General features: G+C 68.6%; 12 protein-coding genes. 4 read left to right on the forward strand and 8 right to left on the reverse strand.

What is annotated here, in order from left to right; translation table 11 throughout:
• Positions 1-47: 47 nt before the first annotated feature.
• The 3 genes from LI337_RS19260 to LI337_RS19270 form a co-directional block, all read right to left on the reverse strand.
• Positions 48-2,120 (reverse strand): ATPase, T2SS/T4P/T4SS family, encoded by a 2,073-nt coding sequence (locus LI337_RS19260; RefSeq protein WP_227231558.1) that lies wholly within the window; start codon positions 2,118-2,120, stop codon positions 48-50.
• 78 nt (positions 2,121-2,198) lie between these two features.
• The gene (locus LI337_RS19265) at positions 2,199-2,678 is read right to left on the reverse strand and encodes a DUF7311 family protein (protein ID WP_227231559.1); all 480 of its coding nucleotides are present in this window, start codon (positions 2,676-2,678) and stop codon (positions 2,199-2,201) included.
• Positions 2,675-3,211, reverse strand: coding sequence for a DUF7310 family coiled-coil domain-containing protein (locus LI337_RS19270; RefSeq protein WP_227231560.1), 537 nt, complete (start codon positions 3,209-3,211; stop codon positions 2,675-2,677). The genes LI337_RS19265 and LI337_RS19270 overlap by 4 nt, the downstream gene beginning before the upstream one ends.
• Before the next feature lie 76 nt (positions 3,212-3,287).
• On the opposite strand from LI337_RS19270, the gene LI337_RS19275 reads away from it, so the two are divergent.
• Positions 3,288-4,367 carry a tubulin/FtsZ family protein gene (locus LI337_RS19275; RefSeq protein WP_227231561.1) on the forward strand — a complete coding sequence of 360 codons (1,080 nt, stop codon included), beginning with the start codon at positions 3,288-3,290 and terminating at the stop codon, positions 4,365-4,367.
• Positions 4,368-4,850: 483 nt separating this feature from the next.
• Here LI337_RS19275 and LI337_RS19280 read toward each other — a convergent pair whose 3' ends face one another.
• The gene (locus LI337_RS19280) at positions 4,851-5,378 is read right to left on the reverse strand and encodes a DUF7344 domain-containing protein (protein ID WP_227231562.1); all 528 of its coding nucleotides are present in this window, start codon (positions 5,376-5,378) and stop codon (positions 4,851-4,853) included.
• A 782-nt stretch (positions 5,379-6,160) separates the two neighbouring features.
• Between LI337_RS19280 and LI337_RS19285 the strand changes: the two genes are divergently transcribed.
• The 3 genes from LI337_RS19285 (at position 6,161) to LI337_RS19295 (ending at position 10,650) form a co-directional block, all read left to right on the forward strand.
• Entirely contained in the window at positions 6,161-8,029 is a 1,869-nt protein-coding gene (locus tag LI337_RS19285) for a vWA domain-containing protein (protein ID WP_227231563.1), read from the forward strand.
• 318 nt (positions 8,030-8,347) lie between these two features.
• Positions 8,348-9,919 carry a SipW-dependent-type signal peptide-containing protein gene (locus LI337_RS19290; protein ID WP_227231564.1) on the forward strand — a complete coding sequence of 524 codons (1,572 nt, stop codon included), beginning with the start codon at positions 8,348-8,350 and terminating at the stop codon, positions 9,917-9,919.
• Between the two features lie 83 nt (positions 9,920-10,002).
• The gene (locus tag LI337_RS19295) at positions 10,003-10,650 is read left to right on the forward strand and encodes a bifunctional 4-hydroxy-2-oxoglutarate aldolase/2-dehydro-3-deoxy-phosphogluconate aldolase (protein ID WP_227231565.1); all 648 of its coding nucleotides are present in this window, start codon (positions 10,003-10,005) and stop codon (positions 10,648-10,650) included.
• A 17-nt stretch (positions 10,651-10,667) separates the two neighbouring features.
• Here LI337_RS19295 and LI337_RS19300 read toward each other — a convergent pair whose 3' ends face one another.
• From LI337_RS19300 to LI337_RS19315, 4 genes are all read right to left on the reverse strand, one after another.
• Positions 10,668-11,621, reverse strand: coding sequence for a phytoene/squalene synthase family protein (locus LI337_RS19300; RefSeq protein ID WP_227231566.1), 954 nt, complete (start codon positions 11,619-11,621; stop codon positions 10,668-10,670).
• Between the two features lie 187 nt (positions 11,622-11,808).
• The gene (locus LI337_RS19305; RefSeq protein ID WP_227231567.1) at positions 11,809-12,291 is read right to left on the reverse strand and encodes a dihydrofolate reductase; all 483 of its coding nucleotides are present in this window, start codon (positions 12,289-12,291) and stop codon (positions 11,809-11,811) included.
• A 201-nt stretch (positions 12,292-12,492) separates the two neighbouring features.
• A complete protein-coding gene (locus LI337_RS19310; RefSeq protein WP_227231568.1) occupies positions 12,493-13,233 on the reverse strand; it encodes an MBL fold metallo-hydrolase in 741 nt (246 codons plus the stop codon).
• A 90-nt stretch (positions 13,234-13,323) separates the two neighbouring features.
• Positions 13,324-13,773 carry a ferritin-like domain-containing protein gene (locus LI337_RS19315; RefSeq protein WP_227231569.1) on the reverse strand — a complete coding sequence of 150 codons (450 nt, stop codon included), beginning with the start codon at positions 13,771-13,773 and terminating at the stop codon, positions 13,324-13,326.
• Positions 13,774-13,904: the final 131 nt, after the last annotated feature.

Genomic DNA, 13,904 nt, shown 5'->3' on the forward strand with positions numbered 1-13,904 from the left:
CTCGGATCGGTCGGTCGTCGCGGTGGACGAGAGTCGGTCGCTCACCGTCAGCGCCTCCGGCGGTCGCGGTACGCCGCGACCACGTCTGCCGGGCGGGTCCGGTCGGTCTCGGCGAGGTCTGCGAGTAGCGCCTCCCGGTCGGAGAGCAGGTCGAGCAGGTCGGCGTACGACTCCTCGGGTCGCGTGAGGCCGGCGACGAGTCGGCTGTTACCGCGTTCGATTCGTCCGGTCGCCGCGAGTCCGATCGGTGGGTTGTCGCTCGCGTCTCCCGACGCAGTTCCCGATCCAGTGCGGGTGAACAGCGGGTCGAACCCCACGCCGTCGTCGGTTCGTTGGACCTCCTCGATACTGGCGACGTGCCGGCCCGGCGTCGACGCGCCGGCCGCGTCCCTGCCACCGGACGCGCCGTCGCCGACCGAGCAGGTGACGAGCAGGTCGGTCTCGGCGAAGGAGGATTCGGGGACGCCCAGGTCGGCGACGACACGCTCCTTCACCGACTCGCCGCCCTCGCCGTGGATGGTTCCGAGGACCGTGCTCCCGCCGGCCCCGACGCGCATCGCCTCGTACAACACGCTCGCCTCCTCGCCGCGAACCTCGCCGACGACCAGTGCGCCCTCGCCGAGTCGGAGTGCGGTCCGGAGGGCGTCGGTCGGCGAGACGCTCGGCCCGTCGTCGGTCGTCGTCCGGAGTGCCTGCACGTCTCTGTCCTCGCGCTGGAGCGCGGCCACCGGGAGTTCCGGCGTGTCCTCGACGACCACCGTCCGGGTGACGGCCGGCAGTTCCCACAGCAGCGCACCGAGCGTCGTCGTCTTCCCGGCCCCGCGTGTGCCGGCGATCAACCCGGAGACAGCACGCTCGACGGCGACCGAGAGCAGCGCGGCGGCGTCGGCTGGGAGCGTTCCGGAGGCGATCAGTCCCGGCAGTGTCCACGCCTCGCGGTCGTGTGCCCGGAAGGCGAACGCCGGGCCGTCGCTCGCGGGGTCGGTGACGCCGGCGACGCGAACTCGGTCGCGGGCGTCGGTCTCGGGCGTCACGGTCGCGTCCAGCGTCGGCTCTGCGCGGGAGAACGCCCGGCCGCTGGTTCGCCGGAACCGCGAGGCGAGCGACTCGGCACCGCTCTGCGTGAGACCGACGTTGGTGGCCATCGGTTCGTCGTCCACGACGACGCGGAGTGTCCCTTCGGTCACGGGTGCAGTGGCGTACACGTCCGAGACGCGCGGGTCGGCGAACAGCGGTTCGAGGACGCCGAGTCCCCGCGTGTGCCGGCGGAGGACGGCGGTGATCCGACTCGGTGGGACGTCGATACCGGGTTCGTCTCGATCCACGACTGCTCGCACTGCCCGTCCCGGCGCACGGTCGCCGCCGGAGACTTCGCCTGCCGCGAGGACGCGGTAGGCGGCGCCCAGCGTGGCTGTCGCAGCGGGAGGGAACTCGAACCAGTCGGGCGAGAGGTGGTAGCGTCGGGTGGCACGCGGTGTGTCGTAGACTCTGGCGACCCCGCCGGTCGGCAGGTCGGTCACGTCTGCGAGTTCGGCGTCGGTCGGCGGGTCGCGTCGCACCCACGAGCCAGCGACCGTCGGGGAGAGTCGAGGGCCGAAGCCGTCACTCTCGTCCGGTGGGTCGAGTCGCCGGACACACTCCGTGAGTCCGGTCTCGGCTGCGGTGCGGGCGACCGGGCCGGCGCGGCCGGTCGCTCGGTGGGCGGCCCGACGCGGGTGCCGGTGTGCGAGACACGCGAGTTCGGCGTCGTGCGTGCGGACGTGCTCAGCGAACCGCCCGGCGGCGAGGAGCAGTGTCGCCGACTCGCCGACGTACCGGCGGTCGAGTCCGTCTGCTCGGACTCTGACGCTCTCGGCGTCGCGTCCGGTGAGCGCGGAGACGACCGTCGCCCGGCAGTCCGGTGTCGTCAGATCGCCGCGGAGCGGGCAGTGCTCGGCGTCGAGAACGAGTGTGACGCCCGCGCCGGGGGTGGTGCCCGCGCCGGTGTCGAGGGCGGCGTCACTGCCGGGTGCTGTCTCGAAGGTCGGGACACAGCCACAGTCGCCGGTGGGTGGCCCGGTGGCGTCGTCGGCTCCCACGTCGAACGGGAGGTGTCGGTCGAGGCTGTCGCGGAGTGGCACGCCGTCGGTGGTCGCGCGCCGGTATTTCAACCTCTGGGTGCCGACCCGAGGTCGGTCGCGCTCGTTCGTTCCGGTCTCTCAGCCGACGCGTTCGACGTGGACCCCGACGCCGGCGTCGTCGGCGAGGAGTCGGCACCTGAGTCGGTGGCGGCCGGGACTCCGAAAGACGAGTGGGTCGCGGTCGGCGGTGCGGAGGTCGACCGGGACGGTGATCGTCCGTGGCTGGCCGCCGTCGAGTCGGTAGGCGAGTCGATCCGGAGTCGATCCGGTCCCGGGTCGGGAGTCGCTGTCGGGGACGCCACCGACTGCGAGGTACGCCACCGGTGCGGCAGTCAGGTCCGGGGTCGGAATCCGGAGCGTGACGAGGCGGCGTGCGCCGGGGCTGTCGGCCGGGAGCGCGTCGTCGGTCGCCGCGAGGTCGGTGAGCGTCGCCCGAAGTCGAGTGAGTTCGGCGTCGGCGAGTCTCGCCGAGTGGTCACTGCTCGCGTTCTCGACGGCGGGGAGTGCGACACCCAGCAGGCTGACCGCGAGACAGACAGCGAGAACCGCCCGGATCACAGCAGGTCGCGGACCCGGTCGGCGAAGTCGCTGCCGTCGCCTGCGTCCGGTGGCGTCTCTGTCGTCTCGTCGGCCGGGAGTTCGTCTGCTGTCCGGTCGATCCCGTCTTCGGACGAGTCGCCCGCATCGGGGAGATCGAGATCGACCGCCCCGGCGTCGTCGGCGTCGTCGAGTCGGTCGACGGCGGCGAGCGCCGCGTCGGCCCGGCGTTCGACCTCGCGGTTCACCGCCCGAACCGCGCCGACGTAGCCCCGGAGCGACTGGATCGCGGCGTCGAGTTCGTCCAGTCTGGTCTCGATCTCGCTGGTGCGAGCTTCGAGGTCGTCGAGTCGGCCGTCCATCGTCGCGCTGTCGGCCAGCGTGTGGACGTCGGTCTCGCCGTCGGTGACGGCACGTTCGAGCGCGGTGAGCCGTGCGTCGAGTGCTGGCCGTCGGTCGCCGGATCTCGTGTCAGGATAGTTCTCTTTCTCCCCCGATTCGGGGATCGACTGGGTCGCGTCGGCGTCACTGGCGGAGACGGTGAAATCGGACACGAGCGAGCTTGGTACCGGTTTCGGTCAAAAACGTTCGTGGGGAACGTTAAAGTCGGGCGGGGGAGTGGTTTCGTGTATGAAGACCGTCCTGATCGGTGTCGGACAGGCGGGCGGCAAGCTCGCCACGGCACTCGCGGAGTTCGACGCGCGGATGGAGTTCGGTGCGGTCTCCGAAGCCATCGCCGTCAACACCGCGAAAGCGGACCTCCAGCCCCTCCCCCTCGACACGGTGTTGATCGGACAGGATCGCGTCAACGGCCACGGCGTCGGCGGCGACAACGAACTCGGTGCGGAAGTGATGCAGGCCGACGCGCTCGAAGTGATGGACGCCCTCGACGGCCGCATCTCCTCGAAGGCGGAGGCCATCTGGGTCGTCGCCGGACTCGGCGGCGGCACGGGATCGGGCGGCGCACCCGCGCTGGCGAGGGAACTCCAGCGCGTCTACGACGTGCCCATCTACGGCCTCGGCATCCTCCCCGGCAGAGACGAGGGAGCGATCTACCAGGCCAACGCCGGGCGCTCGCTGAAGACGTTCGCCCGCGAGGCCGACTCGGTCCTGCTGGTGGACAACGACGCCTTCCGGTCGTCGGGTGAGAGTGTCGAAGAAGGGTTCGACGCGATCAACGAGGCCATCGCCCGCCGGATCGGCCTGCTGCTCGCCTCCGGCGAGGCAGTCGAAGGGGTCGGCGAGAGCGTCGTGGACACGAGCGAGGTGATCAACACCCTGCGATCGGGTGGTATCGCCTCCCTGGGCTACGCCAGTGCAGAGTCCTCAGAGTCGGCCGAGGAGAACATCAACACGGTGATGTCCACGAGTCGGCGCGCGGTGTTGTCGGGTGCGAGCCTCCCGAACGCGACCGACGCCGACAGCGCGCTGCTGGTCGTCGCCGGCCAGCCGGATCGCATCCCGCGAAAGGGAGTCGAGAAGTCCCGACGCTGGCTCGAAGACGAGACGAACAGCATGGAGGTTCGCGGCGGCGACTTCCCGCTCGGTAGCGAGCGACTGGCGTCGCTGGTCCTGCTCGCGGGCGTCGAGGGGACCCAGCGACTGGCGGAGTTCATGGAACGCGCTCGGCAGGCGGTGCGGGACGCCGAGGAACCGGACGAGGACCCGGCCGACGCCTTCGCCAACGATCAGCTCGAAGACCTGATGTGAACTGGCCGGTCGCTCCGGGTGTGACTCCGTCCGGATAGTCGGGGTGCCACGTGCCGACCACACGACGACTCTGTCGCCACACGGCGACGCGACGACGGGCCGGAGTCCGACCGGACGCGATCTGCTGGCGACCCGACCGAGCAGTGTCCGAGCGACAGCGAGGGCCTGCTCGCAGGCCGCGTCGCCAGCAGTCGGGGAGGCGGGGGGACGCTACTGCGACCGCCGGACTCCCCACCGAGACGCCGCGACGCCCGGTGGTCACCAGTGACGACACACCGACCGCTCGCCGGTGACGACACACCGACCGCTCGCCGGTGACGACACGACGGGACGCGGATTCGAACGAGACCGACCGCGATCGGGGGCTCTGACCTCGTCGTCGGCAGTCGCTCACCGCTCGATGTCGGCAATCGGCCTGTCTCCGTTCGCTCCAGCCGATCCACTCGAGTCCACACGAACGACCGAGTCACGGACGGAGTCGTCTCACCGCTTCAGCGCCCGGAGTACGTTCCAGCGGTGTGCCCACAGTTGGTACGCGGTCGAGCCAGCAAAGAGCGCGAGGAAGCCCGACCCCCACAGCAGGGGGTCGACCGCCTCGATCAGCGGCACCGACGCCTCGCTGGCGACGATCGTCAGGAGGCCGAGGATGCCGAGCGAGCGGTAGTACTCGGCCCACGTGATGCCGTGTTTCGTGACCACCTCCATGTAGAGGTCGACGTGGCGGGCGCGATCGAGGAGTTCGACCTCCTTCAGGTCGCGGTCGTACTCGACGATGCCGAGGTCGTGGAGGCGCGGGAGGTGGGTTTGGTGGAGGGAGATGTACACCGATTCGCGCACGTCGCGGGGTGCGGGGTCCTCGCCGGTCTCTGCGGAGGCGACGAGTTCAGAGAGGTCACGCACGCTGATCCGAGAGGGGGAGGAGCCGAGATACCGGAGCGCCTCACGGCGGCGGGGGTTCGACAGGATCTGGTGGATCTCGTACTCCGGCAGGCGCTGGGATCTGAATAGCATCGTGTGACTCTCCGTCGCGGGTGGGCGACAGTATCGTGTGACGCGGCTGACGGTATTAGGTATGGACCGGGTGTCTGTGTGTTTCGGACGGTACGGGGTGCTTACCGGCTCTGAAACGGGGGTTCGTGGTGACTGGCGTTCGTGAGGCGCGTGCCTCTCGGCGATGCTCACCCACTGCCGAGGTGGTCGGTCTGCGCGCGGTTCGTCGCCGCGAACTGGACTCGACCGCGACAGCACAGCACCGCGACTTCGACCGCACGGCAGGTCGGACCTCGGTCCTTCCCCGCCTCGGGCAAAACGAGAGGCACGTTCTCGCTCGCTCTCGTTCGCAGGTCGTCGGCGTTTCCACCGACTGCTGGCGGGATCGGATGCCCCGCTCTGTCACCGGCGACCGAGCACCCGGGACCGGCGAACTGCCACCGCATCTGCTCCAGAATCTGGTCGCGAGTCTGTTCCGACCTCGAACCAGTCGTCGATCGTCCAACAAATTCCGCGTCCCGAGGGGGGATTAAACCGGGGTACGCACCACGTACCACGGCCACGCCTGTCGGTTACCGTCGAGCAATCCCGACCTCGATTCCGTCCCCGACTACTCGCAGGTACGCCAGCCGTACCGGTTCACGAGCACCGCCGAGAGCAGTTCTACCGGGTGCTTAGGCCACCTGTCGCCGGTTCTTACCTATGGCCCCTGCTCTCGGAGAAGGAGATGTTCCCGACTGCTACGACCACCGTCCGACGCGAGACGCGCGGGCGGTCCCGTCCAGCCGGGAGGAAAACCTCAAATGACATCAGACAACCAATTCAACGTCTCCCGGCGCAAAGTGCTCGCCGGGCTCGGGACCATCGGTATCGCCTCCGCCGGTGCGGGTCTCGGCACGACCGCCTTCTTCAGCGACGAAGAATCGGTCGCCGCGTCGCTCGAAGCGGGCCGCCTCGACCTCAAGCTGGACTACCGCGCGACCTACAACACGTGGCTCCCGCAGGCCGAGACCGAAGCCATCGTGAACGGCAACGTGCTCCCGGACCCGGACCAGGAGTTCAACTACCTGGTCGGCCAGGCACCCGACATCCGCGCCGCAGACGGCTCCGCCGTCACCGGCAACGAGTGGGCGCAGTTCACCCGCGCGTCCGACGCCTGTGACGTCGTCGACGAGAACAGCCTCGCCGCCGAGATCGACCGCGTCGGTGAGTTCATCGGCCGCGACTACGACTACCGCGTCGACGGCGACGACGACTACCTCGGACCGGAGGGCCAGATCTACATCGACGGCGAACCGGGCCTGAAGTTCGACCTGAACGACGTCAAGCCCAAGGACGAGGGCGAGGCGACGATCAGTATCCACACCTGCGGCAACCCCGCCTTCCTGTGGCTCCGCTCTAACCTCGACGAGAACGCGGAGAACGACCTCGTGGAGCCGGAAGACTCCGCCGGTGACACGACGACCGACGTCGGCGAACTCGCCGACTACATCTACGCGCGCCTCTGGGACGACGTCAACTGTAACAACCGCCCCGACGGCGGTGCCGCCGACATCGCGGTCGTCTTCGACAAGTCCTGCTCGATGACGTGGCTCAACCCCTTCGCGGGGTGTAACGACGGCGAGAACACCGAAGTCCCCGGCAAGCTCGACTCCGCGAAGTTCGGCGCACAGGACCTCTACGACGTGCTCCTCGCAGAGGCGACCGACAGCCAGATCGCGCTGATCTCCTACAACAGCGACGCCGACCTCGACTACGACCTCGCGCCCGTCACGAGCGGCAACGAGAACGCCTACGACACCGCAGTCGACGACATCTCCAACAGCGGCAGCACGGCCATCGCGGACGGCATCAACGCCGCGAAGAACGTCCTGCTGGGCGACAACGCCGAATCCACCGTCAACGGCATCGACGGGACCGGCAACAGCGCCCGCGCGGACGCCGAGAAGGTCATGATCGTCCTCTCCGACGGCTTCCCGAACGACCCGAACGTCGCCGGTGACAACAACATCGACGGCGCAGAGGCGGCGATCGACGCCGCACAGCGCGCCCGCGACGCGGGTATCACGATGTACACCATCACGTACCAGGTCGACGGCTTCCCGATCCCCGAACTCATCGACCTGATGGGCACGGGCTTCGACAGCCCGACCGGCCCGTTCGGCTTCGACACCCCCGACGGTGAGGGCCTCGCCAGCACCGACTCGACCGCGCTCGTCGCGACGGTCGACCAGAGCGCGCTCGGCACCCCCTCCTCGACGGAGATCGTCGACGCCTTCACCGACATCGCGGTCAGCATCGCCGGCGGCGACACGTTCCTGTACCAGGGCTCGCTCGCGGGCCTGCTGGAACTCGCCGAGAACGGCATCCCGCTCAGCACCGCGAGCGTGGACAGCGACGACGACAGCATGGCGTGCTTCCCGCCGGGCGTCTACTGTTACGCCTTCGACTGGTACTTCGTCTGCGAACCCGAGGACTTCGACCTGCCCTCGGACGTGGAGGGTGCCGAGACGCTGGCCGACGAACTCGCGGCGAAGAACCTCCCTCTCGACGTGAACGTCGCCCAGACCGACAGCATCGAGTTCGGCTTCGACTTCGCGGCGATCCAGTGCCGCCACAACATGGAGAACGCCAATCCGTTCGGCGAGGAGGAAGTCCAGACGCCCGCCTGAACGTCCCACTCGCTGACTCACTCGCGGGCGTGACCGCCTGAGACCGGTCCCGCCCCACCCCCGGACGCTGGGCCGACTCTCCCCGCGTCTACCGGCGCAGGGTCTACCCTGCGTCCCCAACGCACGGGTCCCACTCAGCCCGTGTCTGGGCTACGGAGGCGAGGTGCCCGCCTCGTCTCCCGTGACTCACCGGTCGGTGCCGGCGGCGGTCGACGCCGCCGACACCAGGTCCGCGACCACGGCTTCACGCCGTCGTCGTGACGGTTCGACTCCGTCGGTGGGTCGTTTCCCGAGGGATACCCCGACGGGAACCTACACATGACATCCGACAACGTTCGTATCTCCCGGCGCTCGGTCCTCGCAGGACTGGGTGCCATCGGTATCGCTTCGGCCGGTGCAGGACTCGGCACGACCGCTTTCTTCAGCGACGAGGAAGCGGTCGCCGCGTCCCTGCAGGCCGGCCGCCTCGACCTGCTGGTCGACTATCGCGCGACGTACAACCCGTGGCTCTCGGCCGACGAGGTCAACGCCCGTGGGCTGATCGGTGACTTCACGGCCCGTGAGATCCCCGGCTCCGACTCCGTCCTCATCAGCGAGGCGCCGGCGCTCTCGACGACCGACGACCCCGAGGACGACGACGGCATCGTCCCCGGCGACGACGGTCCGGCGCTGGGCAACCAGGCGTGGGCCGACTTCACCCGCCGGTACGACGCCTGTGTGAACGAGGACGAACTCGCGTACGTCGACGGCGACAGCGAGATCATGTTCACGCTCCGTGACGTGAAGCCGAAGGACGAGGGCGAGGCGACGATCAGCCTCCACATCTGTGACAACCCCGCGTACCTCTGGACGCAGTTCACCTGCGAGAACGACGCCGACGCCGGCATCGTCGAACCCGAGGCGTCCGCCGGCGACACCGGCGTGGACGCGTTCGCCGACGGCGAACTCGACGACTACATCTACGTCGAGATGTGGTACGACGTCGACTGTGACAACATCCACGACGACGGCCCGGACGACGACGACAACGACCTCGACGACGAGGCCGAAGAACTGTACATCTACCGGGGCTCGCTCGCGGGCCTGAAGGACGCCGCCGGTGAGGGTCTCGCACTGAACCCCCTCGCGGACATCCAGATCCCGGACCCGAACGGCGACCACGACGACAACGACGACGGCGACAACGGCGACAACGGAGGATCGGGCGAACTGCTCACCCAACTCCTCGTTCCCGGTAACCCGGTCTGTTCGGACATCCGTGCCGACCTCCAGCGCGCGGTCAAGATCGAGTCCGAGGACCTCGAGGAGACGACCTACGACATCGGCGAGGGCCGCGAGGTCACGATCGTCGTCGAGTCGACCCGCGACGGCGAGATCGTCAGCGTCAGTTGGGAGACCAACTTCGGCGTCGACGCCGTCATCGTGAAGGGTGGCAACGCCGCGAACGTCTACGTCTACGACGAGGCGACCGGCGGCGGGCCGGTCGAGTCACCGCTCAACCCCAGCAACAACCCGGCCGCGATCAGCCACATCAGCTTCTGTTACGACGGCGACGACACGCCGGACGATCCGGACGACCCGGACGTGCCCCCGCAGGGCGACCCGGGGCTGTGCTACGATCCGGGCGTCCACTGCGTGGCGTTCCGGTGGTACCTCCCGTGCTTCGTCCAGCAGGACGACGGCATGGGCTTCGGCCAACTGCCGAGTGCGACCGACGAGAACATGGCGGCTGAACTGGTCCGCAAGTTCGGCCTCGACTCGACCGACGACATCGACGTGAACGTCGTCCAGACCGACACCATCGACTTCGGTCTGTCCTTTGCGGCGACCCAGTGCCGCCACAACATGACGAACGCCAACCCGTTCGGCGGCGCGTCGACCCAGAACTGAGCGGCCCGACCAAACCACGGATCTTTCGACCGCTTTTCGCCCGAGTAGTACGCTTTTTCAGCCCGGCCGACGCACTGGCGCGCATGGCAAGCAAGTCCGACGTGATGACGCGAGTGGAAGCCAGCGGCGCGGTGGCGGTCCTCCGGGGCGTCCCCGGCGAGCAGATCGTGCCGGTCGCCGAGGCACTGCTCGCGGGCGGCGTCACCGCACTGGAAGTCACCGCCGACAACCCCGACGCCATCGAGATGATCGCCGACCTCGACGCGGCGGTCGGCGACGAGGCCGTGATCGGCGCGGGGACGGTCCTCGATTCGAGTACCGCAGTCGACGCGATCCGGGCCGGCGCGGAGTTCGTCGTCGCGCCGCACTTCGATCCCGAGGTCGTCGACACCTGCAACCGCTACGGGACGGTCGTCGCCCCCGGCATCTACACGCCGACAGAGGCCGTCGAGGCCGCCGAGCAGGGTGCGGACTTCCTGAAGCTGTTCCCCGCGTCGTCGGCCGGGTCGGGCCATCTCTCCTCGATTCGAGGTGCGCTCGGCCAACTGGAGATCATGCCGACCGGCGGCATCGGCCCGGACAACGCCGGGGAGTTCGTCGAAAGCGGCGCGTTCGTCGTCGGCGCGGGCGGGGCGCTCGTGGACGGGGGTGCCATCGAACGCGAAGAGTACGAGGTGCTGACCGAGAACGCCGAAGAACTGGTCGCCGCCGTCGAGTCGGCCCGCGAGTAACGTCGGACGTCGACAGCTCAGCGAACCGGCATGTGGTCGGGTCGTTCCGCGCCGCGATTCGACGGCTCGCGGTACGAGACCGTCGAGACCTTCCGGAAGACGGCTTCGGGATCCTTGTTCCACTGCCAGTGCCAGCGCGTCTTCACGAACAGCGCGACCTTCCGGGTCGTCGACAGCGACGGGGTCGCCGACAACACGTCGTAGTTCCGCCGACGGATCAGTCGGTGGTGATCCGCGTACAGCACCGCCGCCAGCAGGACCGCGAACTGGCAGTCCTGCGGGAGGTACTTGATGCCCGCGACGCCGTTCTTGTACAGCGACTCGGTGCGGTGGAGTTCCGCCTCCATCGCCGCCCGGAACGAGTCGTCCGTCTCGAAGCGCTGGAGTTGTGCCTCGCTCACGCCGTGTTCCGCGAGTGTCGTCTGCGGGAGGTAGATGCGGTCCCGTTCGACGATGTCCTCGCGCACGTCCCGGAGGAAGTTCGACATCTGGAACGCCTCGCCGAGTGCGGTGGCGTGCGGGAGCGCCTTCTCCGCCTCCTCGGTCTCCATCACGGCCGTCATCATCCGGCCCACGGCGGCCGCAGAGCCGTCCATGTACCGTTCGAGTTCCTCGTACGTCGCGTACCGACTCTTCTCGATGTCGGCCAGCATCGCGTCGATGAACGAGTGGACGTCCGAGTCCGGGATGTCGTAGCGGTCCCGTAGCTCCGCGAACGCCGCCAACACCGGGTCGTCGGCCGGTTCCTCGCCGAGCGCCTGCCGGCGGAACGCCTCCAGTTGCGCGCGCTGTTCCTCGGGCGTCTCGCCGTTCACGTCGTCGACAACCTCGTCCGCGAGCCGGAAGAACGCGTAGAGTACGTACGTCGCCTCTCGCACACGCTCCGGCAACAGCCGGGTGGCGAAGTGAAAGGTCTTGCCAGTCTGCCGTTGAATCGCCTTACTCTGGGCGATCTGCTCGTCTGCTACCATGAACTGTCAGGTCGCGGTGCTACCGTCCGTCGTCGAATCCCCTGATGACCGCGCATTTGCCAATGGTATTGTAGCAACCCCAGTGGCATAACAGTTGGTGTACTGTAACCCGCGACCGGCCCGCCGGGCGTGACTCTCGGTCGGGACGCGCCGAGCGGCTGACACCCCACAGACCGCCCCTGACGGTCTACTCGTCACGCCGAACCCACTCTTCGAGCGTGAACCGGTCGAACTCGGTCCGTTCGACCAGTTCCCAGTCAGTCTCGTCCCACTCGGGGTAGTGCCGGTCGCCCTCGTACTCGCCGTGGACGCGACTGAGGACCATCCGGTCGACGTGCGGCTGGAACAGTTCGTAGATGGCCTGTCCGCCGATGACGTACGCCACCTCGCTGTCGAGCGATTCGGCGACTGCGACGGCCTCGCCCACGTCGCCCGCGTAGTGGGCGGTCGGCACGCCGAAGGTCTGTTCGGTGCGCGAGAGGACGATCTGTGCAGAACCGGGGAGGTCCTCGCGCATCGAATCGAAGGTCCGGCGGCCGAGGATCACGGGGTGGTCGGCGATCCGGGCGCGGTACTGCCGTTTGTCTGCGGGGATCGAGGGCCACGGGAGTTCCCCGTCCTCGCCGATGACACGGTTCTCAGCGACTGCGGCGACCGAGACGAGTTCCATACCCGTGGGTGGGTCTGCCCGTGGTTAACGGTTGATACTCCGGACGGCGAGTACGTCGGGTGTGTGAGTGACTCGACTGCCTGACGGACCTGAGGGTGGACTGGTGGGACGGTCCGGGCCCCGACTCGGAGCCTCCTCGGGGGCTTCTCGGGGCCGACACCACCGGCCGCGTTCACACCTCGATCCGACCACCGGCCGCGTTCACACCTCGATTCGCAACCCGTCGCGCGCGAACCGCACGTCGCCGTCCCACCCGGCCCGCACCGACGCGAGCATCTCGTCGTGTTTCCCTTCGGTGTGCGGGTAGCAGTGCGTGAGATACACCCGGTCCACGTCCGGGTCGGCGTCGGCCAGCGCCTCGCCCAACTGGGTCGGCGTCGGGTGGTTCGACACGTCCACCTCGTCCGGGAACGAGCAGTCGTGGGCCAGGGCGCGACAGTCGTCGGCGAAGCCCGCGAGACCGGCGAACGCCTCGCTGTCGCCCGAGAAGCAGAACCGGTCGTCGAACCGGTAGGCCAGACACGGCATCGAGTGACGCGTCTCCGTCGAATCCACGTCGAAGCCCGCGACCGCGAACGACTGGTCGGGCGTGACCTCCCGGACCCGGAGGTCGACGCGGTCCTGCAGGTAGTCGTGTACCTCGAGCAGGTCGTCCAGCAGGGTCTTCGTCCCGCTGGGACCGACGACCGTCAGGTGCTCCTCGCCGGCGAGCCACCGCGCCTTCAGGAGTGGCATGAGGTCGGCGACGTGATCCAGATGGTGGTGGGTCAGCAGGACCGTCGAGACCGACTCGTAGCCCGCGTCGGTCCCGGCGAGGCGGTGGAGGACGCCCGCGCCGCAGTCCACGAGGAGTGTCCGGTCGTCGGACTCGAGGAGGAGACCGGTCTGCGCGCGGTCCGGGAGGGGCATCGCCGCCCCGGTACCGAGAAAGGTGACGTGCATGGCCGGGACTTGTGCCGCGAGTCGGGTATCGGTGTCGGCTCCGGTATCAGCCCACGAACGGGTCGCACGCGAGTCGCGTACCGACTCGGCTCAGTCGCGTTTGTACTCCTTCCGGTAGCCCCGGAACTCGGTGCGGTGGGCCTCCTCGTCGGCGAGGATGGTGACCGCGAGGTCCTCCGTGACCGGGTCGTCTTCCGCCTCTGCGGCCTGAATCAGCGAGCGGTAGGTTGCGATGGCGTCCTCCTCGGCGTCCAGCACACCCTCGATCACCGAGAGGACGTCGGTGCTGTCCTCCGGTGGCTGGAGGGAGTGCTGGCTCGCCTCGAACTCGCCCGAGGCCGGCGGGCGCTCGTCGAGTTGCTTGAGTCGCTGGCCGAGCTGTTCGGCGTGGGTCAGCTCTTCTTGGATGTCGGTCTGGAGGGACTCTTTGATCTCCTCGGCGCGGACGCCGTCGAGGACGATGGCGTTCGTCATGTAGTTGAGGACGGTCTCGTGTTCGTCGAGGTAGGCCTGCTTCAGGAGGTCGGTGACGTCTGACATACGACTTCGGCTTGGACCGCTGGGAGCAAATAGACTGGGGCGGCGGAAGCCGAGGAGAGCGACGCGGCGTCGTGCCCGCGCACTGACCGCCGCCGTCGGACACAACGAACTTACCCCTCCGGTCCTACCCA

Source organism: Salinirubrum litoreum, from assembly GCF_020567425.1.
Classification (GTDB): Archaea; Halobacteriota; Halobacteria; order Halobacteriales; family Haloferacaceae; genus Salinirubrum; species Salinirubrum litoreum.